21 protein-coding genes are annotated in these 24458 nt (G+C 69.3%); 18 read left to right on the forward strand and 3 right to left on the reverse strand.

What is annotated here, in order from left to right; genetic code table 11:
- Nucleotides 1–71: 71 nt before the first annotated feature.
- Entirely contained in the window at nt 72–1814 is a 1743-nt protein-coding gene (gene treA, locus HWX08_RS01450; protein WP_174922806.1) for an alpha,alpha-trehalase TreA, read from the forward strand.
- Nucleotides 1815–1925: 111 nt separating this feature from the next.
- Here the strand turns inward: treA and HWX08_RS01455 are convergent, their stop codons facing one another.
- Nucleotides 1926–3389, reverse strand: a complete 1464-nt coding sequence (locus tag HWX08_RS01455; RefSeq protein ID WP_174922805.1) for a carbohydrate porin — start codon at nt 3387–3389, stop codon at nt 1926–1928.
- Nucleotides 3390–3514: 125 nt separating this feature from the next.
- Nucleotides 3515–3784, reverse strand: coding sequence for a hypothetical protein (locus tag HWX08_RS01460; RefSeq protein ID WP_174922804.1), 270 nt, complete (start codon nt 3782–3784; stop codon nt 3515–3517).
- Nucleotides 3785–4863: 1079 nt separating this feature from the next.
- On the opposite strand from HWX08_RS01460, the gene HWX08_RS01465 reads away from it, so the two are divergent.
- A complete protein-coding gene (locus HWX08_RS01465; protein ID WP_167375402.1) occupies nt 4864–5001 on the forward strand; it encodes a hypothetical protein in 138 nt (45 codons plus the stop codon).
- Nucleotides 5002–5116: 115 nt separating this feature from the next.
- Nucleotides 5117–6763 carry an NRAMP family divalent metal transporter gene (locus HWX08_RS01470; protein WP_069260415.1) on the forward strand — a complete coding sequence of 549 codons (1647 nt, stop codon included), beginning with the start codon at nt 5117–5119 and terminating at the stop codon, nt 6761–6763.
- Between the two features lie 112 nt (nt 6764–6875).
- Here HWX08_RS01470 and HWX08_RS01475 read toward each other — a convergent pair whose 3' ends face one another.
- Nucleotides 6876–7781 carry a helix-turn-helix transcriptional regulator gene (locus HWX08_RS01475; RefSeq protein WP_069261202.1) on the reverse strand — a complete coding sequence of 302 codons (906 nt, stop codon included), beginning with the start codon at nt 7779–7781 and terminating at the stop codon, nt 6876–6878.
- Nucleotides 7782–8063: 282 nt separating this feature from the next.
- On the opposite strand from HWX08_RS01475, the gene HWX08_RS01480 reads away from it, so the two are divergent.
- The 15 genes from HWX08_RS01480 (at nt 8064) to asnB (ending at nt 24454) form a co-directional block, all read left to right on the forward strand.
- Nucleotides 8064–8912 carry a helix-turn-helix transcriptional regulator gene (locus tag HWX08_RS01480; protein WP_069260414.1) on the forward strand — a complete coding sequence of 283 codons (849 nt, stop codon included), beginning with the start codon at nt 8064–8066 and terminating at the stop codon, nt 8910–8912.
- 234 nt (nt 8913–9146) lie between these two features.
- Nucleotides 9147–11354 carry a type III secretion system export apparatus subunit SctV gene (gene sctV, locus HWX08_RS01485; protein ID WP_174922803.1) on the forward strand — a complete coding sequence of 736 codons (2208 nt, stop codon included), beginning with the start codon at nt 9147–9149 and terminating at the stop codon, nt 11352–11354.
- Nucleotides 11351–11629, forward strand: coding sequence for a type III secretion system export apparatus subunit SctS (gene sctS / locus HWX08_RS01490; protein ID WP_006480854.1), 279 nt, complete (start codon nt 11351–11353; stop codon nt 11627–11629). Before sctV ends, sctS begins: the two co-directional genes overlap by 4 nt.
- Nucleotides 11629–13665 (forward strand): type III secretion system outer membrane ring subunit SctC, encoded by a 2037-nt coding sequence (gene sctC, locus HWX08_RS01495; RefSeq protein ID WP_174922802.1) that lies wholly within the window; start codon nt 11629–11631, stop codon nt 13663–13665. The genes sctS and sctC overlap by 1 nt, the downstream gene beginning before the upstream one ends.
- Nucleotides 13646–15025 (forward strand): type III secretion system inner membrane ring subunit SctD, encoded by a 1380-nt coding sequence (gene sctD / locus HWX08_RS01500; protein WP_174922801.1) that lies wholly within the window; start codon nt 13646–13648, stop codon nt 15023–15025. Before sctC ends, sctD begins: the two co-directional genes overlap by 20 nt.
- Nucleotides 15026–15166: 141 nt before the next feature.
- Nucleotides 15167–15379 carry a hypothetical protein gene (locus HWX08_RS01505; protein ID WP_034180511.1) on the forward strand — a complete coding sequence of 71 codons (213 nt, stop codon included), beginning with the start codon at nt 15167–15169 and terminating at the stop codon, nt 15377–15379.
- A gap of 148 nt (nt 15380–15527) precedes the next feature.
- Complete coding sequence (locus tag HWX08_RS01510; RefSeq protein WP_069261201.1) at nt 15528–16004, forward strand: hypothetical protein; 477 nt, start codon at nt 15528–15530, stop codon at nt 16002–16004.
- 52 nt (nt 16005–16056) lie between these two features.
- The gene (sctJ, locus tag HWX08_RS01515; RefSeq protein ID WP_175806964.1) at nt 16057–16926 is read left to right on the forward strand and encodes a type III secretion system inner membrane ring lipoprotein SctJ; all 870 of its coding nucleotides are present in this window, start codon (nt 16057–16059) and stop codon (nt 16924–16926) included.
- Nucleotides 16923–17672 carry a SctK family type III secretion system sorting platform protein gene (locus HWX08_RS01520; protein ID WP_175806966.1) on the forward strand — a complete coding sequence of 250 codons (750 nt, stop codon included), beginning with the start codon at nt 16923–16925 and terminating at the stop codon, nt 17670–17672. The genes sctJ and HWX08_RS01520 overlap by 4 nt, the downstream gene beginning before the upstream one ends.
- Nucleotides 17654–18283: a type III secretion system stator protein SctL gene (gene sctL / locus HWX08_RS01525; protein WP_174923181.1), complete on the forward strand. Its 630-nt coding sequence runs from the start codon at nt 17654–17656 to the stop codon at nt 18281–18283. The genes HWX08_RS01520 and sctL overlap by 19 nt, the downstream gene beginning before the upstream one ends.
- Complete coding sequence (gene sctN / locus HWX08_RS01530; protein WP_174923182.1) at nt 18280–19656, forward strand: type III secretion system ATPase SctN; 1377 nt, start codon at nt 18280–18282, stop codon at nt 19654–19656. Before sctL ends, sctN begins: the two co-directional genes overlap by 4 nt.
- Nucleotides 19649–20365 (forward strand): hypothetical protein, encoded by a 717-nt coding sequence (locus tag HWX08_RS01535; RefSeq protein ID WP_244122668.1) that lies wholly within the window; start codon nt 19649–19651, stop codon nt 20363–20365. The genes sctN and HWX08_RS01535 overlap by 8 nt, the downstream gene beginning before the upstream one ends.
- On the forward strand, nt 20359–21168 hold the full coding sequence (sctT, locus tag HWX08_RS01540; protein WP_069260405.1) for a type III secretion system export apparatus subunit SctT: 810 nt from the start codon (nt 20359–20361) through the stop codon (nt 21166–21168). The genes HWX08_RS01535 and sctT overlap by 7 nt, the downstream gene beginning before the upstream one ends.
- Before the next feature lie 16 nt (nt 21169–21184).
- Nucleotides 21185–22216, forward strand: a complete 1032-nt coding sequence (locus HWX08_RS01545; RefSeq protein ID WP_069260404.1) for an EscU/YscU/HrcU family type III secretion system export apparatus switch protein — start codon at nt 21185–21187, stop codon at nt 22214–22216.
- Nucleotides 22217–22486: 270 nt separating this feature from the next.
- On the forward strand, nt 22487–24454 hold the full coding sequence (gene asnB, locus HWX08_RS01550; protein WP_174923184.1) for an asparagine synthase (glutamine-hydrolyzing): 1968 nt from the start codon (nt 22487–22489) through the stop codon (nt 24452–24454).
- The last annotated feature ends 4 nt before the right edge of the window (nt 24455–24458 follow it).

A 24458-nucleotide genomic window follows, 5' to 3' on the forward strand; every position in this document is an offset into this window, starting at 1 on the left:
CCATCGAGACGAACGCGCGCGCGAACGAGACCCCGTGCCGATCCACTCACCATCGAAAGGGGGGACACGTCATGACGTCACGTCGTGCCGCATCGATTGCATCTCGCTTGTCAGCCGGTCCTGCATCGCATCCCGCATCGGGTTTCGCACCGCCCGCGCCACGCCTGCGCTGGGCTGCCGCGCTGGCCGTCGCCTACCTCGCCGTCGCCGGCTGCGCCGCGCAGGCCGACAACGCGAACCCTGCCGCCGCACAGGTTGCCAGCCCGCCCGCGGTCGCGGGCACCTCTGCTGCGGCGGCGACCCCCGCCGCGGGCACGCTGCTGCCGCCGCCGAGCCAGCTCTACGGCGACCTGTTCGTCGCGGTGCAGACCGCGCAGCTCTATCCCGACCAGAAGACCTTCGTCGACGCGACGCCCGATACCGATCCCGCGACGATCGTGCAGTTGTATCAGCAACAGAAATCGCAGCCGGGCTTTTCGCTGAAGGCGTTCGTCGACCAGCATTTCACGCCGCCCCCGGCAGGCGGCGTGACGCCGCCGCCGAACCAGACGCTGCGCCAGCACATCGACTGGCTTTGGCCGCAGCTCACGCGCACGAGCACGACGGTGCCGCCGTACAGTTCGCTGATTCCGATGCCGAAACCGTACGTCGTGCCGGGCGGCCGCTTCCGCGAAGGTTACTACTGGGACACCTATTTCACGATGCTCGGGCTGCAGGTGTCGGGCCGCGAGGATCTCGTCGACGACATGCTCGACAACTTCGCCCACCTGATCGACACGATCGGCCACATCCCGAACGGCAACCGCACGTATTACGCGAGCCGCTCGCAGCCGCCGTTCTTCGCGTACATGGTCACGCTCGCCGCGCAGGCCGAAGGCGACAAGGTCTACCTGAAATACCTGCCGGAACTGCGCAAGGAGCATGCGTACTGGATGCAGGGCGAAACCACCACGCCGCGCGGGCAGGCCGCGCGCCACGTGGTCGCGATGCCCGACGGCGCGGTGCTGAACCGCTACTGGGATGCCAGCGATACGCCGCGCGACGAGTCGTATCTCGAGGACGTGACGACCGCGAAGTCGGTGCCGTCCCGCCCGGCGACCGACGTGTACCGCGACCTGCGCGCGGGCGCCGAAAGCGGCTGGGACTACAGCTCGCGCTGGTTCGGCGACGGCAAGACGCTCGCGACGATCCGCACGACGTCGATCGTGCCGGTCGACCTGAACAGCCTGATGTTCCATCTCGAGACGACGATCGTGAAGGGCTGCGCGGTCGCGCGGGACATCGGATGCGTGACCGATTTCTCCGGGCGTGCCGCGCGGCGCGCAGTCGCGATCAATCGCTATCTGTGGAATCGTCGCGGCTATTACGGCGACTACGACTGGCAGTTGCGCAAGCCGCGCGACGGCGTGACGGCCGCCGCGCTGTATCCGCTGTTCGCGGGCGTCGCATGGCCCGAGCGCGCGAAGGCGACCGCGCGCGAGGTGCGCAAGACGCTGCTGCAGCCGGGCGGCCTCGCGACGACCACCGAGAACACCGGGCAGCAGTGGGATGCGCCGAACGGCTGGGCGCCGTTGCAGTGGATCGCGATCGACGGGCTGCGGCGCTATGGCGACCCGGCGCTCGCGAAGGACATCGGCACGCGCTTCCTGTCCGACGTGAAGCAGGTGTATGCAGCCGAAGGCAAGCTCGTCGAGAAGTACGTGGTCGAAGGCGCGGGCACGGGCGGCGGCGGGGGCGGCGAATATCCGCTGCAGGACGGCTTCGGCTGGACCAACGGCGTCACGCTGAAGCTGCTGGGGTTGTACGGCGAGTAAGACGGCGAGTCATACGACGCGGCGCGTGCCGCGTCGCCCGCACGGGAAACATCACACGGGCCGGAGCGGCGCGCAAGCGGCCGTCCGGCCCGTGTCTTGATGCGGGCTGCGTCAGAACGTGATCGTCGTGCGCACGCCGATCACCGTTTCGTCGCCGATGCGCGCACCGGCCGCGTTCGGGTTCGGGATGCCGCCGCCCGGACGGAAGAAGTGCTGCAGGTCGGCCTGCACTTGCCACCACGGCGCGACCTGGTACTGGTAGGTCGCTTCGACGACGGTTTCCGCGCGGCGCACCGGGTAGCCGGGTGTCGCGTACACGCCGGTGTCGCCGTCGAGGCCGCGCGCATGCGAGCCGATCTTCGCGTAACCGACCGCGATGCCCGCCACGTCGTCGTCGCGCCCGGCGAACGGCGCCTTCAGCGTCACGCCTGCGTTGGCCGCGAAATCGACGATATTGCGATCGCCCGGCGAGCCCATCACGCGCGCGAACACGCCGACCGCGCGCGGGCTGTCGGCCGACGGCCGCCATACCATCTGGTCGGCCACCGCATAGAAACCGTAGTTGCCGCGATGGGTGGCGGCGATGCCGTTGCTGTCCGGATTCGCGAGCGACAGGCCGTCGGTGCCGTAGCGCGGGTCGTTCGCATGCTGCGACTGATACCAGAAGCCGAGCTTGTACGTGCCCGGCAGGCCGGCCGGCTGCGGCGCCTTCGGGTCGGCCGGGGGCGCGTTCAGCGCGTACTGCACTTCGCCGATCACGAATGCGCCGCTGCGCAGGTTGAAGTTGGTGCCGTGCGCGTTCAGCACCTGCGGATCGCCGTCGCTGCGCCCGGCCGGGTTGCCGTCGAACACGCCGACCATCGCGGTCCACGCATCGGCCGGCTTCACGCGCAGCCGCACGCCGAGCGACGACAGCGGATACGCGGCGCCGCCGGCCGGCAGGTCGGTCGACGGCAGCACGGGCCAGCCGAACGTCGCGTTCATGAACGTCGCCGCGTTCTGGCTCACCATGAATTCCTGGTCGACGCTCTGCTGGCCGACCTTCACGTCGACCTTGCCGTCGAGCAGCGACTGCTGGTACCAGAGTTCCCACAGGCGCGTGGTCGCATTCGCCTCGATGCCGGTCGCGGTCTGCAGCGTCTGCAGGTAGCGCTGCGTGAGGTTGGTGCCGTGAATCTGCAGCGCCGACACGTTGAACGTGCCGCCCGGCAGGCCGACCGCCTTGCCCGTGTCGACAGTGAAGCCGAATTGCGTGAGCCCCTGATAGGCGCCGCCGCGATTCGTGCCGCCCGACGTGTTGTACAGGTACTCGCTGGTTTCCTGCAGGCTGAGCGTCACGCCGTGATCGCCGAGCACGTCGCGCAGGCCGCCCATGTTGCCGAGCAGGTTCGAACGCTCCCACAAGCCGGTGGGCGCGGCGGCATCGGCGGCCTGTTGCGCGGGCGCGGCGGCGTCGCCGGCGCTGGCCGGCGATGGCGACTGGGCGAACGCGGGCGCGGCGGCGAGCGACAGCAGCAGCGTGGCGAGCGCATCGACACGGCGCTTGCGCGGAACGGGTTCGAGAGGGTTCTTCATGTGGATTCCGTTGTTGGTTTGTTTAGTCAAGCTGACGAAATGAACACGGGATGCGCGGCGCATGGCGGGACGATCGCGCGGCGGCCCCTGGCGCCTGGAAACTGGCGCGGCTGCGCAACGGCGAGTTACGGCAGCCAGCCGCCGATGCGCCACACCTGCGCGAAGCCGAGGCGCGACGCCGCCGAACACAGCAGCGCGACGAGCGCGACCGCGGCGGCCATCACGGCGACCATCACGCAGTCGAGCAGGCGCGGGGCCGCCGGCAGGTGGGCGAGTGCCGTGCCGCGCCAGTTGCTGAACGCATGGGCGAGCGGCGAGCGGCCGGAAACGAACGCGCGGTCGCATGCGCCTTGCAGGATGCGCTTGAGCCTGACCGCGAACGATTGAAGAAACATGACGCTGCCTCCGTCCGGTCCGGCTCGGGCCGGACGACGTGATCGAGCGCGGGCGCTTGATGCAGCCTGCGATCGGAGGGTGGAACGTAACGGAGCGTGCAACGGACGAACCGGCGATGGCCGGCCCGGGAGGAAGCGCGCTAACCCGGCGAATGCGAGCTAGCGGCGAACGACATGCGTGCGGCGGCTATCTCGCGATGGCTTGGCCGGCGTGGGCCGGCATCGAACTGCAACTAGAGCATGTGTCCACGGATGGAATCCTGTGATGAATTGCGGCGGATTGTATGCGTGTGGTTTGCTGCAGCGCAAGTAAAAAACGCACGAACGGCGCTGCGTGTGGCGTGCGCCTCACTGCGCGCGGCTGCATCGCGGCCCCGGCAAGAGGGGGTGCGACGACGCGGCGGCGGTGCGCCGCGCCGTTGTTCGTGCACATCGGATCGTGACCGTATCGCGACGCGCTGAAAGGTTTCGTCGCGTCGTTTCGAGGGCAAATCTTTCAATGCCGCAAGGCGGGAAATTTATTTGGGGAAATGGGGTTTGGAGGGGTTGACTTCACTTTCGGGCCGTCCATAGAATCCGCCATCTTCACTCTTGGGGCCGCCGCCTTGGACGCCTGCAGTAGTCGATCTTCGAACGAAATTTCCGCCTGAGCGACCGACGTCCGCGCCTCATCGAAGCCGCCGTTTGTCCCCCGGGCAAACGGTGCGCGCAGCAGTATTCCGCAGCAAATCCCTACGTGCACCCTGATTCGCGCCGGTTAGCGTGATGCGTTTTCGCATGCGCCGCCCGGCTTCACCGCCGCCTGGCTGGCGGCCGCGTTCGCGCATGCCTTTGCCCGGCGCGCGAATGCCGGCCCGCACGCCGGACGGCGGTCAACCGTGTTCTTCGGAACACCGCACAGGAGCCGCCATGAACGACAGTGACAGTTGTCCCTTATGCCCGTTGCACGCACAGACCCTTTTGAACCCGGGTCGCAGGGACACTCCGGCCGACTAGCCTGACACGTCGCTCAGGCCCCGGACTGGCCCCGCGCCCAACACGCGGCCGGCACGCCTGCCGTCGCCGCATGGAGCCAGACCATGAACTTCGGCCTTCTGCTGTCGAATCTTCCGCACGTCACGGAATCGCGCCACCACTACGACGCGATGCTGATGCTCGACGCCCGCCCGCGGGTGTTCTCCCGCCTGCTGACCCGGCTGAAATCGCTGCTTCACTGAAAGACGCACCGAGCGCGTCTCGGCATGCACACACGCGGCCGCGTCGAGCGGTCGCCCCGCGCGCATGCCAAGGTCGCCTGCTCATCGGATCATCATTAGCCGTACGGAACACATCATGTCCACGCCATCCAACGTATCTCCACCGATCGCCGCCGAACGCGGCGCCGTGCTCGACGAAGCCCACCTGGGCGACATCCGCGGTGCGCTCGGGACGATCGCGCATCACGACACCGGCGCGCGCGGCACGTGGTGGGCGCGCCTGCGCACGCTGCTCGCGATCGTCGGCCCGGGCCTCATCGTGATGGTGGGCGACAACGACGCCGGCGCATTCGGCACCTACACGCAGGCCGGCCAGAACTACGGCACGACGCTGCTGTGGACGCTGCTGCTGCTCGTGCCGGTGCTGTACGTGAACCAGGAAATGGTGCTGCGCCTCGGCGCGGTCACGGGCGTCGGCCATGCGCGCCTGATCTTCGAACGCTTCGGCAGGTTCTGGGGGGCGTTCAGCGTGATCGACCTGTTCCTGCTCAATGCGCTCACCATCGTCACCGAGTTCATCGGCATCACGTTCGTGCTGGCTTTCTTCGGGCTGCCGAAGGTGGCCGGCGTGTGCGTGGCCGCGGCGCTGACCATGGCCGCCGTGAGTACCGGCGATTTCCGGCGATTCGAGCGGTTCGCGATCGGGCTGTGCGTGCTGAGCCTGCTGCTCGTGCCGGTGCTCGTGTCCATCCATCCGCCCGTCGCGCAGATGTCGCGCGACTTCTTCGTGCCGAACTGGCCCGCGCACGCGAAGCTGTCGGACGTGATGCTGCTCGTGATCGGCATCGTCGGCACGACCGTCGCGCCGTGGCAGCTGTTCTTTCAGCAGAGCTACGTGATCGACAAGCGCATCACGCCGCGCTTCATGAAGTATGAAAAGGCCGACCTGTGGATCGGCATCGTGTTCGTGCTGATCGGTGCGGTCGCGATGATCGGTTTCAGTTCCGCGCTGTTCAGCGGGCATCCGGAAGCCGGCAACTTCACCGATGCGGGCGGCATCATCGCGGGCCTCGAGAAGTATGCGGGCCGTACGAGCGCGACGCTGTTCGCGGTGGCGCTGCTCGACGCGTGCATCATCGGCGCGGCGGCCGTGTCGCTGTCGACGGCCTATGCGATCGGCGACGTGTTCAGGATCCGCCACTCGCTGCATCGCGGCGTGTCCGATGCAAAGGGTTTCTATCTCGTGTATTTCGGCATCGTCGCGGCCGCGGCCGCGCTCGTGCTGATTCCGGGCAGCCCGCTCGGCCTGCTGACCGAAGCCGTGCAGACGCTCGCGGGCGTGCTGCTGCCGAGCGCGACGGTGTTCCTGCTGGTGCTGTGCAACGACCGCCAGGTGCTGGGGCCCTGGGTCAACTCGACGAAGCTCAACGTGTTCACCGGTGCGGTGATCTGGGTGCTCGTGCTGCTGTCGATCATCCTCACGGCGTCGGTGATGTATCCGGATATCAGCGGCGAAGCGATCGTCGACGTGCTGATCGGCGGCACCGTCCTCGCGATCGCCGGCTATATCGCGACGGTACTGGTTCGCCGCAACAAGCGCGTGATCGAACCGGCGGTCGACCGTTCGCTGCGCGACACGTGGCGCATGCCGGCGCTCGACACGCTCGAGCCGCGGAGCATGACGCTCGCCACGCGGATCTGGATGGCCGTGCTGCGCGGCTATCTCGTGATCGCGGTCGGTCTCGTGATCGTCAAGGTGGTGCAGATGACGCTGCTGAAGTAACGCGGCGGCTCGCTCGACCGCAAGCGGCACCGCGCCGCCACCCGCACATGCCGGCCCGCGAGGCCGGCATGTGCGTTTACCGACGCGTGTGACGACGGCACGCGGCGCGACGTCAGATCAGTTCGAGCTTCGACGTCAGGTACGTGAGCTGGATCCGGTTCGCGACACCGAAGCGCTTGCGCAGCTTGCGCAGGTGATAGTCGACGTTGTGCGCGCTGGTGTCGAGGCGCCGGCCGATCTCCTTGTCGGACGCGCCTTCGGCGATGCCGAGCAGCAGTTCCTGCTCGAACGGCGTGAGCCCGTTTACCGCGCGTTCGCGCGACGTCGAGATCAGTTGCGGCGACGCGAACTTGTGCACCGACAGCCCGATCGACAGCGCCTGCTCGATCGTCGCCGGCGTGATCCATTCGCGCGTGCGGCGCGGCGCGGTGAAGCTCATGAACGCGTGCAGACGCGTGCCGGGCACGGCCATCGAATACATGATGCCGCTGCACATCCCGTCGTCCTGCATCGTCTGCAGGAAGCCGTCGAGCGCGGCGGGCGTCGCGCGCGGGCCGGCATCGTGTTCGCGGTGGTCGCGGCGCAGTTGCTGCAGGTCCCACACGATCGGCATGTTGCACACGCGTGCGCCGAGCGTGCGCGGATCGACGTCGTGATGGTTGTGCCGCACGTAGTCGCCGCGATAGGTGGCCGGCGTGAAGGCTTCGTGCAGGTAGAGGCTTTCGACCCGCTCGTGCGCGAATTCGAGTGCGAAGTACGCGAACGTCGAGAAGCCCGTCAGATGCAGCAGGCTCGCGACGATCCGGTTGCGCTCGGCCGTGCTCTGCGCGTGCGCGAGCGTATCGGCGACGCCGAGCTTCGGCGCATGCGGCTGCGTGAGCTCGCCGCGCTTCACGTCGTCGCACCAGACGACCTGCACCGGGCGCTCCCGCAGCACGTCGGGGCGCGCGTTCAGCCCGTGCGACGGACGGGCAATGGTTGAGGCGACCGCTTCTTCATGCAATGCAATATCGGACATGAGCCATCCCTCGGAATCGACGCGCATCGCCTGGCGGCGGCCGTATCGTGTACGGCATTCGCGGCGGTGCGATCGAGCATCGTGTGATATGCGCCGATCGTCATCCCTGACGAAACGCGGGGGCATTGTACAAAAATGCGTCGGTGCGCGTAATATGCCGTAATACTAATCGCGGTGAAAGTTTCATATTCGCACGCGTATAACGACGACCAGAAAATCCTAAAGAAAAGACCAGATCGTGACGGGGCGCAGTTTCACATATTGGGAAAGGGCGGGCTCCTCATGACACATGCTGACGGCGCACCACGCGTCGAATGGTTCTCACAAGCCGATATAACGGCGGCTGCCGCTTATTCGAGCGAATATCAGTCAATCGAGCGCGACGTTTTTACCGGCTTGCAAATTACGCCAGGTAAATCCGACTTCGCATCGGTCGATTTCGCGCAATGCCATGCGCGATTGCGGCAAATCGGATTCAGCACGCTCGGTTACGGCGCGTACGAAATGATCGGGCGGCGCATCCTGTGCGCGCACCTGCTGCGCGACCTCGCGCCGGCGACATTCATGCAGCCGTTCATCGAAGGCATGCTCTACGAAAGCGACCCGCGTTTCGCGCAGGTGCGGCAGAGCGGCTTTCCGGTCGCGTGGCGGCTCGACGAGATCGAAGCGGCCGCGCAGGGCAGCGGCGACCGCAAGGTGCTCGCGCTTGCCGGCCATCTGCGCGCGCACGCGATGAACAGCGGCGTGATCTTCGGGCTGTCGGCGCCGCGCCTCGACCTGCGTGTCGCGGTGAACCTGACGTCGGAGACGCACGGCACCGACTGGATTGACGATCGCGTGATCGGCGGCGCGTTGTCGGTCAGCCTTGCCGTGCATCGCGTCGCGCTGCCGTTCCTCGAGGCGCGCGTCGCGCGCATGCGCGGCTTTGCGCTCGGCGACGAACAGCAGCAGGTGCTCGACCGCCTCGTGCACGGGCTGTCCGATCAGGAGATCGCGAGCGCGCTGCGCACGTCGCTGCACAAGGTCGGTCACCATATTCGCTCGCTCGAAAAACTCTTCAACGTGCAGAACCGTGCGCAACTCGCGTACCTCGCCGCACGGCGGATGCCGTCCGACCTGACGTCCGCCTGACGCGCGCGCCGGCGGCCCGGCGCGCGATGGAAGCGGTTCCGGCGGCGCGTGCCGGAACGTGCCGCCGGGTTTCGTAGTCCGCTTCGATCGTGGCCGGAAAACGCGCTTTCACGCTACGAGGCGCGTGCCTTTTTCCGTCGTTCCCCGTCGCTACACTCGTCCCATTCAACGGTCCGTGCGACATGGGGCAGGGTTGCCCGTACCAGCAGGCAATAACGACAGGACGACGGCACGATGGCAGAACCGAAGGCGCTCCCCCGCGACTGGCAGCGGTTGTTTTCCGCTGGCCGCGGCGTGTCCGGACGGCGCCTCGGGGGCGCATCGCCGCGCGCCGATCTGTTTCTCGCGACGTTCATCGTCGCGGTCGTCGCGCTGTTCATCCTGCCGCTGCCGCAGGCCGCGCTCGACGGAATGATCTCGCTGAATCTCGCCGCGAGCGTCGTGTTGCTGACGGTGTCGACCTACGTGCCGTCGGCGGTCAGCTTCTCGTCGTTTCCGGCGCTGCTGCTGTTCACGACGCTGTTCCGGCTCGCGCTGAACATCGCGTCGTGCAAGCTGATCCTGCTGCATGCGAACGCGGGTCACGTGATCGACGCATTCGGGCGGCTCGTGGTGGGCAACAACGTCGTGGTGGGCGGCGTGGTGTTCCTCGTGATCGCCGTCGTGCAGTTCATCGTGATCGCGAAGGGCTCGGAGCGGGTGGCCGAGGTCGGCGCGCGCTTCTCGCTCGATGCGATGCCGGGCAAGCAGATGAGCATCGACGCGGACCTGCGCGCGGGCATCATCAGCGCCGACGAAGCGCGCGAACGCCGCGAGAAGCTCGAGCAGGAATCGCAGATGCACGGCGCGATGGACGGCGCGATGAAGTTCGTGAAGGGCGACGCGATCGCCGGCCTCGTGATCGCGTTCATCAACATCGTCGCGGGGATCGCGGTCGGCACGCTGATGCACGGCATGGATATCGGCGAAGCGCTGCAACGTTACGCGATCCTGACGGTCGGCGACGGGATGGCGTCGCAGATCCCGTCGCTGCTCGTGTCGATCGCGGCCGGCATCGTGACGACGCGTGTCGCGACCCGCGATGCACGGCAGCGCCAGCTCGGCGAACAGCTCGGCGAGCAGCTGGGCGCGCATCCGCGCGCATTGCTGATCGCGGCGTTCGTGCTGAGCGGTTTTCTCGTCGTACCCGGTTTTCCGAAATGGTCGTTCGCGCTGATCGCGCTCGGCCTCGGCGCGTTCGCGTTCTCGCAGCTCAGGCGCAAGACGGCCGCGCCGAGCTTCAACCTGATTCATGTCGCGGGGCGCGTCGGCACGGCCGACGACGGCCAGCCCGCGAAGGTGTCGCATGCGGCCGGCGTCACGTCGCTGATCGCGGTGTCGCTGTCCGACGACCTGCGCGCGAGCCTGAACCTGGCGCACCTGCAGGCCGCGCTGTCGAGCGCGAAGGCGCGGGTCGACGCGGACATCGGCACGGTGTTTCCGCGCATCACGCTGAACGACGACGAAGGCGCGGCGGCCGGCACGTACCGGATCTACCTGCAGGACGTGCTCGCCGCGCAAGGCGCGCTGAAGCCGGGCTGGCTGCTGTGGGACGGTGTCGCGCCGCTGCCCGAGCGCGCGGAGCGCCAGCCGGCCGAAGCGTTCGGCCCGTTCGCGACCGCGCTGTGGATCAAGCCCGACGGCGCCGCGCCCGACGGCAGGTGGCTGTCGAGTGAAGGCGCGCTGGCCGCGCACGTCGAGCAGATCGTGCGCCAGCATGCGGACGAACTGCTCGGGATCCAGGAGACGCAGGCGCTCGTGCACCTGGTGCGCCGCGATCACCCGGAGCTCGTCGGCGAACTGACGCGGCTCGTGCCGCTGCAGCGCGTGACCGAGGTGTTGCGCCGGCTGCTGGCGGAACAGGTGCCGATCCGCAATCTGCGCGTGATCTTCGAGAGCCTGATCACGTGGGCGCCGAACGAACCCGACGACGTGATCGCGCTGGTCGAACTCGTGCGTGTCGACCTGCGCCGGATGATCACCGACCGCCATGCGGGCACGACGCGCCAGCTGCGGGTCGTGCTGTTCGAGCAGAACCTGCAGGAGCGGATCGAGCGTGCGGTGATGCGCACGAAGCAGGGGAATTTCCTCGCGCTGTCGAGCGCGGTCAAGCAGGACATCGGCGAGCAGGTGCGCGCGATCGTGCAGGCCGCGCAGGCGGCCGGCCCCGGCGGTCACGGCACTGCGCAGGGCGCCGCGCGGCTCGCGGTGATGGTCGCGCTCGGCGCGCGCCGCTACGTGAAGACGATCCTGCAGCCGGTGCTGCCCGACCTCGCGGTGCTGTCGTACCAGGAGGTCGAGGAGGACGTGCAGCTGCATACGGTCGGCTGGGTCAAGAACCCGCCGGACGACGGGACGGTCGGCGCGGGCGCCGACGTGCGCGTGCCGGGAGCCGTGCAATGACCAGCTCGACGATCCTCGACCTGACGCGGCAGGCGCTGATGCTCGTGCTGCTGCTGTCGCTGCCGATCGTGCTGATCGCCACCGTCACCGGCCTCGTCGTCGCGATTCTGCAGGCCGTCACGCAGGTGCAGGACGCCAATATCGGCATCGCGGTGCGGCTGATCGCCGTGATGGTCGCCCTCGTGCTGCTGTCGGGCTGGCTCGGCGGCGAAGTGCTGCGTTTCGCGCAGCAGGCGCTGGAACGCATGTTCGTTTCTTCCACAGGAGTGCTTTGATGCGTCGACGCGTCGCCTCGATCCGGTTTCAACCGCGCAGCCTGCAACGGGCCGCGCTTGCCGTGTGCGCGAGCGCGCTGCTCGCGGCATCGCTGTGCATGGCGCCCGCGCAGCCCGCGCGCGCCGCGGACCTGCGCTGGCGCAACAAGCCGTTCACGATCGTCGCGAACGGCAAGAAGATCGGCGACTTCATCCGCGAGCTCGCGTCGTCGCAGGGCGTGACGGCGGTAGTCGACCCGAAGGTCGACGGCGTGATCAGCGGCCGCTTCTCCGGTACGCCGCAGCAGACGCTGGATACGATCTGCTCGACCTACGGCCTGACCTGGTACTACGACGGATCGTTCCTGTACGTCGATCCGGCCGACCAGTCGCAGACGCAGATGATCCCGATCCCGCCGAATGCCTCCGGAGAAATCGGCCGCGCGCTGCAGGCCATGCAGATCCCCGACAAGCGCTACACGCTGGTGATCAACGACCGCGCGAACAGCGTGTACGTGGCCGGCCCGCGCCGCTACGTCGAACTCGTGCGGCAGGCGGTGGGCTCGGTCGGCGACCCGTCGGCGAACGGTGCGCACGCGGACATCCGCGCGTTCCGGCTCAAGTACGGCTGGGCGTCGGACTTCACGATCAACCGCTCCGGCAAGGAAGTGACGGTGCCGGGCGTCGCGACGATCCTGCGGCGGCTGTTCGGCAAGGCGGCCGACACGACCGCGGCGCCGTCGAACCCGTCGCTCGGGCAGGCCGCGCGCCAGGTGAAGCTCGGCTCGGGGCTGACGATCGCGGTGCCGCGCCTCGATTTCCCCGACATCTCCGGCGGCCCGCGTTCGGGCGGCTATGCCGGCGACGGCAGCATGGGCGGCGGGTTCTCGCCGTTCTCGAACGGCGGCGGCGACACGCTGCCGCAGATCGTCGCCGACCCGGCGATCAACGCGGTGATCGTGCGCGACCTGCCGGAGAACATGTACCGCTACCAGTCGCTGATCGGCCAGCTCGACGAGCGGCCGCGCATCGTCGAGATCAACGTGACGATCATCGACATCAACGAGGATTCGCTCGACAGCCTCGGGATCGACTGGCGCCTGCACACGACGCACGGCGACGTGCAGATCGGCAATGGCCAGAATGCGCTGAACGGCAACACGCAGTACAACGGCAGCGGCAATCCGCCGCTGACGTTCGGGATCGGCACGTCGGAAACCGGGCAGACGGGCACCTTCATGCCGACCGGCATCGCGCTGACCGCGTCGATCGGCGGGTCGCTGCGCAACTACCTGCTCACGCGCGTGAACGCGCTCGCGCAGAAGGGGCAGGCGCAGCTGCGATCGAAGCCGAAGGTGCTCGCGCTCGACAACACCGAGGCGATCCTCGAGAACCTCACGCAGTTCTACGTGCAGGTGCCGGGCTATCAGGATTCGTCGCTGTACAGCGTGACGACCGGCACGAGCATCAAGGTGACGCCGATGATCGTCGACGAGGCGATCCGCAATGCGGCCGCCGTATCCGGCAACCCGCAGAGCGTGATGATGTCGATCGACATCCAGGACGGCAACATCGTGCCGGGGCAGGCCGTGTCGAACGTGCCGGTGATCCAGCAGCGCAACATCGTCACCAAGACGATGATCGACGAAGGCAAGAGCCTGCTGATCGCCGGTTTCAACGACGACGAGGTGCGGCTGAACAAGAGCGGCGTGCCCTGGCTGTCCGACATTCCGCTGATCGGCAACCTGTTCAAGTACACCGACAAGTCGGGCAACCACATGGAGCGGTTCTACCTGCTGACGCCGCGCGTGGTGACGACCGCGTCGATGTATGCGCCCGACGGCTCGCCGGTGAACCCGGGCGCCGACGGGCCGGCCAGCCCGGAAGGGATGTCGATGTACCGGCCGCCGGACAACGACGTCGCGGTGCCGCTGACGCCGAAGCCGCTGCCCGGCACGAAGTTCGGGCCGCCCGCGTTGCCGCCGCCGTCGGGTTCGGCGTCGCAGCCGGCGGCGACGACCGCAGGAGTTCCCCCGCATGTCGACGACCATCATTGATCCGCACGGCGACGGTGCATTGCCCGGCGGCGCGGGAGGCGCGGGGGCCGGTTCGGCCGCGCCCGCGTCGCCGTGGAACCTGTGCTTCCTGAGCGGGCCGATGTACGGCCGCACGATGTCGCTCGCGCGCGGCGCGAACTGGGTCGGCACCGCGGCCGACTGCGAGGTGATCCTGCCCGATCGCGAGATCGGCGCGAAACAGGTGTGCCTGCAGGTCGGCGCGCTCGCGGTGACCGTGCAGAACCACGGCGGCGGCGCCGGCGCACCGGTCCTGTTCAACGACGAGCCGCTCGGCGCGGGCCGCCGCTCGCTGACGCCGCACGACGTCGTGACGGTCGGCTCGATCCGGCTCGGCATCGCGCGGCACGCGCAGGCGAGCGTCGCGCTGCCGGATGAAGCCGGCACGCCGGACCCCGCGCGCGAGGTGGCGTGGCTCGGCTGGCTCGCGGGCGGACTGCGCCGCCTCGGCAGCCGGCGGCTCGTGATCGCGCTGGTCGCGCTGTGGCTCGGCGTGCTGCTCGGCGCGCTCGGCTACGGTTTCGTCACGTGGTCGGGGCGCCTGCCGTGGCAGCACGAATCGGTGCTCGCGCGCACGCACCGGCTGCAGCAACTGCTGCGCGCGTACCCGGAGCTGGCCGTCGCGCCGCGCGACGACGGCGTGATCGTGTCGGGCTACGTGAGCGATCCGGCCGCGCGCGAACGCGTCGCGCAGATCGTCGCGGGCGTCGACAACGCGGCGCTCGGCAACATCTACGTGGTCAGCGACCTGGTCGCGACCGCGCAGACCTATTTCAGCGACACGGCGCTGACGGTCGCGTATCTCGGCCGCGGCCGGATCGAGCTGACGGGCACGGCCGCGCGCGCGCAGATCGAGCCGCGTATCCGCAACTACATGAAGGATGCGCGTCCGGCGCTCGAGGTGGTCGATCACGTGCGCGATGCCGACGCAGGCGCGCCGCGCACCGCGACGACGCTCGGCGGCACGGCGGGGATTCCGGAGATCACGACCGTGTTCGCCGGCGACGGCGACCAGCGCTACATCGAGACCGCCGACGGCAGCCGCTATTTCGAGGGCGCGCGGCTGAAGGAGGGCGCGACGGTCGTGTCGATCGGCCCGGACGAAGTCGTGTTCGAGCGCAACGGCCAGCGCATCACGATGCCGCTCGGCGGCCCGTCGGCGCATGCGCCCGAGCAGGTGCCGGCGCCGCCCGTGGCGCCGCTCGCGAGCGGCGCGGCGGCAGGGATCGCGCAACCGGTGCCGACGTCGTTGCCGGATGGTTTGCCGTCCGATGCCGCGGCGGCCGATGCCGCGCCGGCCGGTGCCGCGGCGCAACGCGCATCGAAGGACGCGGCGCACTAGCGTCGTGACAGGTCATGCGCATCGCGCGGCGCGCGGTGCGCGCATTACGCGGGGCGTCGCGAGCGTGCGGCGCCCCACGTCGACGGCGGGGCATGGGGCTTCCGTCGCCAGGTGGATGACGTTCACGTAAAGGAGCGCAACATGGGTACGCAGGCAGCAGGTGGTGCAACCAACACGAACCAGGTCCAGCAGCAGGCGGACGACCTGACCAAGACGCAGCTCGAACTGACGAAGATCAACTTCCAGGTCCAGCAGTCGACCGCGACGTTCGAAACCAGCAACGCCGTGACCGCGCAGGAGGGGACGGCGAACGCCCAGGTCGCGCAACACCTGAGCTCGGCCGGCCGCGCATGACGCCGGCCGCCGGCCACGCCGCGCGCCGTTGTGCGCCGGGCGTGCCCGCGACGGGCGCCCGGTGGCGGTGGTGCGCGTGCCGGCCGGCCTGTTCCGGGCGGGCCCGACCGATCCGGTCCGGCGCGTGCTTTTCGAGGAGGGCATGGACATGTCAGTGACAGGCGTAGGCGCGGCGACGCCGGGCGCGGCCGCGCTCGCGGGGGCCGCGCAGCAAACGGGCGCGGCGTCCGATCCGGCGCAGGTGCGCCAGTTCGATGCGTTGATGCAGCCGGGCGCTTCACCAGCGGCGCCGCCGTCTTCGTCGGGCGTCGCGATGTCGCGCGCGCCGGCCGATGCGGCGCCGGCCGTGCAGATGACGCCCGCGCAGGCGAACCCGTCGTCGCTCGTCGAGCGGTTGCGCACCTACGGCAACGATCTCGACGCGCGGTACGCGAACATCGACAAGCATCGCAGCGAGATGCTGACGTCGATGGCCGACAGCCGCAGCGATCCGATGATGACGATGGTGAAGGCGATGGATTTCCAGTGGACGGCGACCACCACGATTTCGGAATACCAGTTGAGCCTGTCGGTCGCGCAGGCGGCGAACGGCTTCACGCACACGGTGCTGAAGACGCAGGAGTGATGGCGTGCGCGCGTGCCGCACGAGGCCGCGCACACACGGAAGCGGACAAACGATGACGACGATCGATTCGACGCCGCGCGCGCATGCGTGGCGCAGCCGGGCGGCGCGCGCGCTGCTCGCGGGGCTGCTCGTGCTGCTGGCCGGGTGCCAGAAGGAGCTGTACTCGGGCCTGTCGGAGCGCGATGCGAACCAGATGGTCGCGGTGCTCGGCGACGCGGGCATCAGCGCGTCGAAGGACAACGACGCGCGCGACACGTCGGACCGCAACGCGTGGCTCGTCAGCGTCGCGGACGGCGACATGCAGTCGGCGCTCACGGTGCTGCAGGCGAACGGGTTGCCGAAGCCGAGCTATGCGAGCCTCGGCGAGCTGTTCCAGAAGCAGGGCCTCGTGTCGACCCCGGCCGAGGAACGCGTGCGCTACCTGTACGGCGTGTCGCAGGACCTGTCGCGCACGCTGCAGGACATCGAGGGCGTGGTCGTCGCGCGCGTGCAGGTCGTGATTCCGGAGAACGATCCGCTCGCGGACAAGATCAAGCCGTCGTCGGCGGCCGTGTATATCCGCTACCGGCCCGGCGTCGACCTGCGCGCGATGGCGCCGATGGTCAAGGATCTCGTCGCGCACAGCATCGAAGGGCTGCAGTACGACAACGTGTCGCTGTTCCTGCAGCCGGCCGCCGCGCGCGCGACGCGCGTGGACGGGATCGGCAGCGCGGTGACCGACATCGTGCGGCTGCGCTCGCCGCTCGGCTGGCTCGTGTTCGCGCTGATCCTGCTGACCTGCGCGGTGATCGCGCTGTCGGCGGCGCGGCGCGGGATGTTCGGCGCGCGGCTCGCGGGCCTGCTCGGCGCGTCGCGCGCGGCGCACGGTGCGGCCGGTTCCGGCGGCCTGCGCACGCCGGACGGCGCGCGCGACGGCGCATGAGCGATCCGTACGCGCCGCCGCCGGGCGACGGGCCCGCCGCATCCGACGCGGCGCCGCTGCCGTGGCTGCAGCCGCTCGGGCCGCCGCCCGCGGCGCGGCGCGCCGCGTTTCATGCGCTCGTCTGCGACTTCAACCTGCGGCCCGACCGCTATCTGCACGTGACGCGCGTGCCGGCCGACTGGCCCGCGCGCTACCGTTCGCCGGATGCGTTCGGCATGGCCGGCCGCAAGCTGCTGGCGCGGTACCTGCTCGACGCGCACGGCGTGGCCGGCCGGCACGACTTCGACGTCGCGAACCCGTGCGCGCGGCTCGCGCTGCTGCCGGGCGCGGCGCTCGAGCAGCTGGCCGCGTATGCGGGGCTGCTGCTGCATCGCCTGTGGCTGCGCGATGCGCTGGCCGTGCGGCGGATTCGCGCCGAAGTCGCGGCGAAGCTCGGCGCGGACGCACTGGAACTCGCGCTCGAACGCGCGCCGGAATTCGGTGCGCTCACCGACACGCTCGAGCCGTGGCGCGCCGATCCCGCTGCGTTGCCTGCGATGATTCGCGCGCGCGGCGGCCGGCTGCTGGCGGATTTCATCGGTGCGGCGGGCGACGCGGTCGCGCGGCGCACGCGCCTGAAATTCCACCGCGTGATCGACGACGAAGCGCCGTACTGGCTGAACCGCGCGCAGCGCGACCAGTTCGGCGAACTGATGTTCCTGTTTCTGATTCCCGAGAGGCTCGCGTCATGGGACTGGCTTTTCTGATCACGAGCGACAACCTGCAACTCCTGTCGGAGCGCAAGGTGCTCAAGGAGCGCGAATACGCGGCGCTGCTCGACGCGTCCGCGGTGATCGCCACCGCGCGCGACGAGGCCGCGCGCATCGTCGCCGACGCGCAGCGCGAATTCGACAGGCGCCAGGCGGCCGGCTACGACGAAGGGATGCGCCGCGCGCAGCGCGAGCAGGCCGCGCAGGCCTATACGCAGGCGCTCGCCGCCGCGCGCACGATGGAGACGATGAAGGATGCGATGGCCGACATCGTCGTGAAGGCCGTGCGCGCGATCGTCGGCGAGATGAGCACGAAGACGCTGTACGAGGCCGCGCTCGCGCGGATCGCGCCGCTCGTGCGCGACGAGGCGTTCCTGATCGTGCGGGTCGCGCCCGGCCGCCAGGACGAAATGCGCGACGCGCTCGACGGCGCATTCGCCGGGCAGTCGAACCGGCAGAAGATCCGCATCGTCGAGGACGCGCAGCTCGAACGCCATGCGTGCACGGTCGAGACGCCGTCCGGGCGCATCGACGCGAGCCTCGACCTGCAGATCGACGCGCTGCGCCAGGCGATCCGCCGCGATGCGCTGAAGGGCGCCGCGCGATGAACGCACCGCTCGACGATACGCTGCCGGCGGGCGACGACGACGGCGCGCCGTTCGATCGCGGCCGCCTCGTCGGCGAGCTCGATGCGGGGCTCGCGTTCTTCTCGCCGGTGTCGGTGCAGGGCCGCGTCAATCACGCGGTCGGGCAGATCCTGAACGCGACGGGCATCCGTGCGCGGCTCGGGGAAATCTGCGAGCTGCGCACGCCGAACCAGCCGACGCTGCTCGCCGAAGTGGTCGGCTTCTCGCGGCAGACGACGCTGCTCACGCCGCTCGGCGACGTGGCGGGGCTGTCGCCCGAGACGACCGTCGTGCCGTCCGGGCGCGAGCATGTGTTTCCGGTCGGAGAAGGGCTGTTCGGCCGCGTGCTCGACGGGCTCGGCCGGCCGCTCGACGATCGCGGGCCGGTGACCGGCGCCGCGTGGGTGTCGACGCAGCAGGACCCGCCGAATCCGCTCGCGCGCAAGCTGATCGACATGCCGTTTCCGACCGGCGTGCGCGTGATCGACGGCTTGATGACGCTCGGCATCGGGCAGCGCGTCGGCATCTTCGCGCCGTCCGGCGTCGGCAAGAGCACGCTGCTCGGCATGATCGCGCGCGGCGCGCAGGCCGACGTGAACGTGATCGCGCTCGTTGGCGAACGCGGCCGCGAGGTGCGCGAATTCATCGAGCACAGCCTGTCGCCCGAGGTGCGCGCGCGGTCGATCGTCGTCGTGTCGACGTCCGATCGCCCGGCGATGGAGCGTGTGAAATCCGCGCTGGTCGCCACCGCGATCGCCGAACATTTCCGCGATGCGGGCAAGCGCGTGCTGCTGCTGGTCGATTCGCTCACGCGCTTCGCGCGCGCGCAGCGCGAGGTCGGCCTCGCGAGCGGCGAGCCGCCGACCCGGCGCAGCTTCCCGCCGTCGACGTTCGCGGTACTGCCGCGCCTGCTCGAGCGCGCGGGGCAGGGCTCGCGCGGCTCGATTACCGCGCTCTATACGGTGCTCGTCGAAGGCGACGAGGAATCGGATCCGATCGCCGAGGAAGTGCGCTCGATCCTCGACGGCCATATCGTGCTGTCGCGCAAGATCGCGCTCGCGAACCGCTATCCGGCGATCGACGTGCTCGCGAGCCTGTCGCGCGTGATGCCGCTCGTCGCGAGCCGCACGCACCAGCATGCGGCCGCGCGCGTGCGCGAGTTGATCGCGAAGTACCAGGAAATCGAGCTGCTCGTGCAGATCGGCGAATATCGCGAAGGCAGCGACCGGCTCGGCGATCTCGCGCTGCGCGCGCGCGACGCGATCGGTGCGTTCTGCGCGCAGGCGTCGGACGAGGACGTGCGCTTCGACACGCTGCTCGCGAAGCTGACGAAGCTGGCGAACGATCATGTCTGAAGCCGACGACCGCCTCGTGCTCGCGACGCTCGCGCGCCTGAAGCGCGTGCGCGCGATGCGCAGCCAGATCGCACGCGTCGCGGCCGCGCGCCAGCAGGGCATCGCCGCGCAGAGCCGACGCGCGCTCGCGGCCGCGCACGCGCAGCTGGCGCAGCAGGTCGCCGCGAAGGCCGCGATCCAGACGCGGCTCGCCGACGACGTGCGCGAGGCGCGTGCGCTGCAGGACGCGGCGGCCGACACGCGCACGTTCGACCGGCAGATCGGCACCGCGAACGCGTCGGTGAACGAGGCCGCGCACGTGCATCGCGGCCACGAGGCGACGCTTGCCGACCTGCAGCGCGCCGCGCGCAAGGCGCAGGCAGCCGAGGACAAGCTCGGGAAAGCCGGCGAGAAGGCGCTGCACGCGCGCGCCGCGCGGGTCGAGCGCGATGCCGACGAAGTCGCGGACGGCCATGCGGTGCGACGTTTCGCGACGGCTGGCGCATGGGCGGCCGTGGGCGCCGACGCGTCGGGCCACGGGGCGGCCGCGTCCGATGCAGCGCAGGCATTCGATGCGGAGATGACCGCACCGCGGGCCGATACGCGAGCCGACCGGGACGACCCGAACGACCCGAACGACCCGAACGACCCGGCCGCTTCCGCCGCCGATGGCGTTGGCGATGATCTCCCCGATGTCGCCACGCCGGCCACGCTGGAGCGCCGATGCTAGACCCGGCCTCGGGCTTCAACGACGTCGCGGGCACGCTGCGGCCGCTGCTCTATGTGATGCCGCGCCTGTTGCCGATCATGTTCGTCGTGCCGGTATTCAACGAGCAGATCGTCACGGGCCTCGTGCGCAACGGGATCGCGGTCGTGATCGCCGCGTTCGTCGCGCCGGCGATCGACGCCGCGCAGGTGGCCGCGCTGCCGTTTCTGATGTGGTGCCTGCTCGTCGCGAAGGAGGCGATGGTCGGCATGTTGCTCGCGGGCGCGTTCAGCGCGGTGCTGTTCGCGATCCAGGGCGTCGGCTACCTGATCGACTTCCAGACCGGCAGCGGCAGCGCCGCGTTCTTCGATCCGATGGGCGGACACGAAGGCGGCCCGACGTCGGGATTCCTCAATTTCGTCGCGATCGCGCTGTTCGTCACCGCGGGCGGGCTGCAGGTGCTCGTGCAGCTGTTCGCGCAGTCGTATGCGTGGTGGCCGATCGGCTCGCTCGGCCCCGATTTCTCGTCGATGCTGCAGACCTTCGTCGTGCGCCAGACCGACACGATCTTCGAATGGATGGTGAAGCTCGCCGCGCCGGTGACGATCGTGCTGGTGCTCGTCGAGCTCGGCGTCGGGCTGGTCGGGCGCGCGGTGCCGCAGCTCAACGTGTTCGTGTTCTCGCAGCCGCTGAAGAGCGCGCTCGCGCTGCTGATGATGGTGCTGTTCCTGCCGGTGGTGTACGCGTCGCTGCATGCACTGCTGAGCCCCGACAGCGGGTTGATGGCGTTGCTGCGCGCGCTGTTCGCCGCGCACGGCGGCGCGTGAGCGCGACGGAGCCGCGATGGCCGAAAAGGACCAGAAGCCGACCGCGAAACGCCTGCGCGAAGCGCGCGAGAAAGGCGATGTGCCGAAGAGCGCGGAAACGATCTCGTCGGCGTTCTTCGTCGGCGTGTGCGTCGCGCTCGCGGTGGGTATCGGCGCGCTGTTCGCGCGGCTGCAGGCGCTGTTCCGGCTCGTGTTCGACGCGGTCGGCGCGGCCGACCCGTCCGCGCGGATCGCGGTGCTGATCGACGGCGCCGCCCGCGACTGGGCGACGCTGTCCGCGCAGATCGTCGCGGCCGGGCTGCTGGCGGGCCTGCTCGCGGGCTTCGTGCAGGTCGGCGGCGTGATGGCGTGGAGCCGCCTCGTGCCGCAGCTGTCGCGACTCAACCCGGCCGAGGGGATGAAGAACCTGTGGTCGCTGCGCAACCTCGTCAATCTCGCGAAGATGCTGCTGAAAACGGCGCTGCTCGCCGCGACGCTCGGCTGGCTGATCGTCGAGTCGCTCGACCCGGCCGTGCAGTCGGGCTTCACGCGGCCGCTCTCGATCCTCGCGCTGATCGTGAAGCTGCTGATGCTGCTGTTCGGCTGGGCCGCGCTGATCTACATCGTGATGGCATTGATCGACATCGTGCACCAGCGGCACGAATTCAACCAGAAGATGAAAATGTCGATCGACGAAGTGCGGCGCGAGCACAAGGAAGACGAAGGCGATCCGCACGTCGAGGCGAAGCGCCGCCAACTCGCGCGCGAAGTGCAGTTCGCGTCGCTGTCCGACCGGATCGGCTATGCATCGGTGGTCGTCCATTCGCCGCGCGTCGCGGTCGCGCTGTATTACGGCGGGATCGGCACGCTGCCGTGGGTGCTCGCGCGCGGCGAGGGCGACGCGGCCGAGCGGATCGTGCGTGCCGCGCGCGATGCGCTGCGCCCGACGCTCGCGAACGTCGGGCTCGCGCAGGCGCTGTACGAGACGACGCCCGAGAACGGCACGATCCAGCCGCAGCATTTCCGCGAAGTCGCGCAGCTGCTGAAATGGGCGACCGGCGCGGGCTGATGCGTGCGACGGCAGCCGCTTCGGCATTCAGCCCTTTTTTCGTTCCGCGCGCGTGCTTGCGTGGCCATGCGTTCCGATCCGATATGGCCCCTTGGGGCGGTCATGCGTGTGCGGCGCTTGACGATATTTTTTTCTTGTTTGCGCGCAAGTTCACCTGTGAATTATTGCTGATTTATTTCTTCGTAAGATGGCTCGACCGTCACGCCGGACGGCGGGCCGCGAGCTTGCGCCACGCGTGACGGAAATGGTCAACAGGGGCGGACAAATCAAATGTGCGGAATCGACGGCTTTCTGAATAGCGTCGCCTTCGATGAGGAGACAGCGCGCGGCACGCTCGCGCGGATGACGGCAAGCCTCGCGCATCGCGGGCCGGATGGGCAGGGGATCTGGGTCGATCCGGAAGCCGGCGTCGCGCTCGGCCACCGGCGGCTCGCGATCGTCGACCTGTCGGTACACGGCCGACAGCCGATGGCATCCGCGTGCGGCCGCTACGTCTTGGTCTTCAACGGCGAAATCTACAACCATCGCGAACTGCGCGCGGAACTCGAGCGTGCCGGGCGCGCACCGGCGTGGCGCGGCCACTCCGACAGCGAGGTGCTGATCGCGGCGATCGCCGCGTGGGGTGTCGACGCGGCGTTGCGGCGCGCGACCGGCATGTTCGCGTTCGCGCTGTGGAACCGCGCGTCGCGGGTGCTGACGCTCGCACGCGACCGGATCGGCGAGAAGCCGCTCTATTACGGCCGGATCGGCGACGCGCTGGTATTCGCGTCCGAGCTGAAGGCGCTGCGCGGCTATCCGGGCTTCGACGGCGCGATCGATCGCGATGCGCTGTGCCTGTACCTGCGCCAGTCGAGCGTGCCCGCGCCTCACACGATCTATCGCGGCATCCACAAGCTGCCGCCGGGCACCTTCATCCAGTTCGAGCATGCGCGCGACACGCCGCGCATCCGCGCGTACTGGACGCTCGAGCAGGCCATCGAGGATGGCCGCGCACAGCCGTTCGAGGGCAGCGCCGACGAAGCCGTCGGCCAGCTCGACACGATCCTGCGCCAGGCGGTGGCGCGGCAGATGGAAGCGGACGTGCCGCTCGGCGCGTTCCTGTCGGGCGGCATCGATTCCTCGACGATCGTCGCGCTGATGCAGGCGCAATCGGCGACGCCGGTCGACACGTTTACGATCGGCTTCCATGAAGCCGGGTACGACGAAGCCGGATACGCGAAGGCAGTCGCGCGTCATCTCGGCACGCGCCATACCGAACTCTACGTGACGGCCGACCATGCGCTCGGCGTCGTGCCGAAGCTGCCGTCGATCTACGACGAGCCGTTCTCCGATGCGTCGCAGATTCCGACCTTCCTCGTGTCGGAGCTGACGCGCCGGCACGTGAAGGTGAGCCTGTCCGGCGACGGCGGCGACGAGCTGTTCGGCGGCTATACGCGCTACTTCCTGACGCCGCGCCTGTGGCGCAAGCTGCATCGCGTGCCGGCGGCGGTGCGCGCGCGGATCGCCGCCGCGCTGCATGCGTTGCGGCCCGATCACGCGGACCAGCTCGCGGCCGTCGCGCAAGGTGCGTGGGGCGGCGTGGAGGCACGCGATACGGCGACGCGCATCGGCGACCGCCTGCACAAGCTCGGTCACGTGATGACGGCCGAGAGCCGCATCGGGCTGTACCGGCTGCTGATGTCGGCGGTACATCATCCGGAACGTCTCGCGCTGTCGGGGCACGAGCCGCCGACGCCGCTCGACACGGTGTCCGCGTGGCCCGAGCATCTGAGCTTCGCCGAGCAGGCGATGGCGATCGATACGCTCACCTACCTGCCGACCGACATTCTCGCGAAGGTCGATCGCGCGGCGATGGCCGTCAGCCTCGAAACGCGCATGCCGTTCCTCGATCATCACGTGGTCGAATTCGCGTGGCGGGTGCCTGCGGCGGTGCGCTTGCCGGAAGGGCAGTCGAAGGCGCTGCTGCGCCGCCTGCTCGACCGCTACGTGCCGTCCGCGCTGATCGACCGGCCGAAGCAGGGCTTCTGCGCGCCCGTCGACCATTGGCTGCGCGGCGCGCTGCGCGACTGGGCCGAGACGCTGCTGCGGCCGTCGCGGCTGCGCGAGGAGGGCTTCTTCGACGCGGCCGCCGTCGAGCGCCTGTGGCGGCAGCACCAGACCGGCCGGATGAACTGGCAACATCAGCTGTGGACGGTGCTGATGTTCCAGGCGTGGCTCGAACATCAGCGCGCGGGGTGACGCG

The sequence above is a fragment of the Burkholderia metallica genome (genome assembly GCF_902832845.1).
Taxonomy (GTDB): domain Bacteria; phylum Pseudomonadota; class Gammaproteobacteria; order Burkholderiales; family Burkholderiaceae; genus Burkholderia; species Burkholderia metallica.

Excerpts from the sequence above, each read along its gene's own strand:
- sctT (WP_069260405.1), top strand. The coding sequence starts at position 20,359 with ATGCTAGACCCGGCCTCGGGCTTCAACGACGTCGCGGGCACGCTGCGG.
- HWX08_RS01520 (WP_175806966.1), top strand. The coding sequence starts at position 16,923 with ATGAGCGATCCGTACGCGCCGCCGCCGGGCGACGGGCCCGCCGCATCC.
- HWX08_RS01460 (WP_174922804.1), bottom strand. The coding sequence starts at position 3,784 with ATGTTTCTTCAATCGTTCGCGGTCAGGCTCAAGCGCATCCTGCAAGGC.
- treA (WP_174922806.1), top strand. The coding sequence starts at position 72 with ATGACGTCACGTCGTGCCGCATCGATTGCATCTCGCTTGTCAGCCGGT.
- HWX08_RS01545 (WP_069260404.1), top strand. The coding sequence starts at position 21,185 with ATGGCCGAAAAGGACCAGAAGCCGACCGCGAAACGCCTGCGCGAAGCG.
- sctL (WP_174923181.1), top strand. The coding sequence starts at position 17,654 with ATGGGACTGGCTTTTCTGATCACGAGCGACAACCTGCAACTCCTGTCG.
- HWX08_RS01510 (WP_069261201.1), top strand. The coding sequence starts at position 15,528 with ATGTCAGTGACAGGCGTAGGCGCGGCGACGCCGGGCGCGGCCGCGCTC.
- HWX08_RS01505 (WP_034180511.1), top strand. The coding sequence starts at position 15,167 with ATGGGTACGCAGGCAGCAGGTGGTGCAACCAACACGAACCAGGTCCAG.
- asnB (WP_174923184.1), top strand. The coding sequence starts at position 22,487 with ATGTGCGGAATCGACGGCTTTCTGAATAGCGTCGCCTTCGATGAGGAG.
- sctV (WP_174922803.1), top strand. The coding sequence starts at position 9,147 with ATGGCAGAACCGAAGGCGCTCCCCCGCGACTGGCAGCGGTTGTTTTCC.
- sctC (WP_174922802.1), top strand. The coding sequence starts at position 11,629 with ATGCGTCGACGCGTCGCCTCGATCCGGTTTCAACCGCGCAGCCTGCAA.
- HWX08_RS01475 (WP_069261202.1), bottom strand. The coding sequence starts at position 7,781 with ATGTCCGATATTGCATTGCATGAAGAAGCGGTCGCCTCAACCATTGCC.
- sctJ (WP_175806964.1), top strand. The coding sequence starts at position 16,057 with ATGACGACGATCGATTCGACGCCGCGCGCGCATGCGTGGCGCAGCCGG.
- HWX08_RS01535 (WP_244122668.1), top strand. The coding sequence starts at position 19,649 with ATGTCTGAAGCCGACGACCGCCTCGTGCTCGCGACGCTCGCGCGCCTG.
- HWX08_RS01455 (WP_174922805.1), bottom strand. The coding sequence starts at position 3,389 with ATGAAGAACCCTCTCGAACCCGTTCCGCGCAAGCGCCGTGTCGATGCG.
- sctS (WP_006480854.1), top strand. The coding sequence starts at position 11,351 with ATGACCAGCTCGACGATCCTCGACCTGACGCGGCAGGCGCTGATGCTC.
- sctN (WP_174923182.1), top strand. The coding sequence starts at position 18,280 with ATGAACGCACCGCTCGACGATACGCTGCCGGCGGGCGACGACGACGGC.
- sctD (WP_174922801.1), top strand. The coding sequence starts at position 13,646 with ATGTCGACGACCATCATTGATCCGCACGGCGACGGTGCATTGCCCGGC.
- HWX08_RS01465 (WP_167375402.1), top strand. The coding sequence starts at position 4,864 with ATGAACTTCGGCCTTCTGCTGTCGAATCTTCCGCACGTCACGGAATCG.
- HWX08_RS01470 (WP_069260415.1), top strand. The coding sequence starts at position 5,117 with ATGTCCACGCCATCCAACGTATCTCCACCGATCGCCGCCGAACGCGGC.
- HWX08_RS01480 (WP_069260414.1), top strand. The coding sequence starts at position 8,064 with ATGACACATGCTGACGGCGCACCACGCGTCGAATGGTTCTCACAAGCC.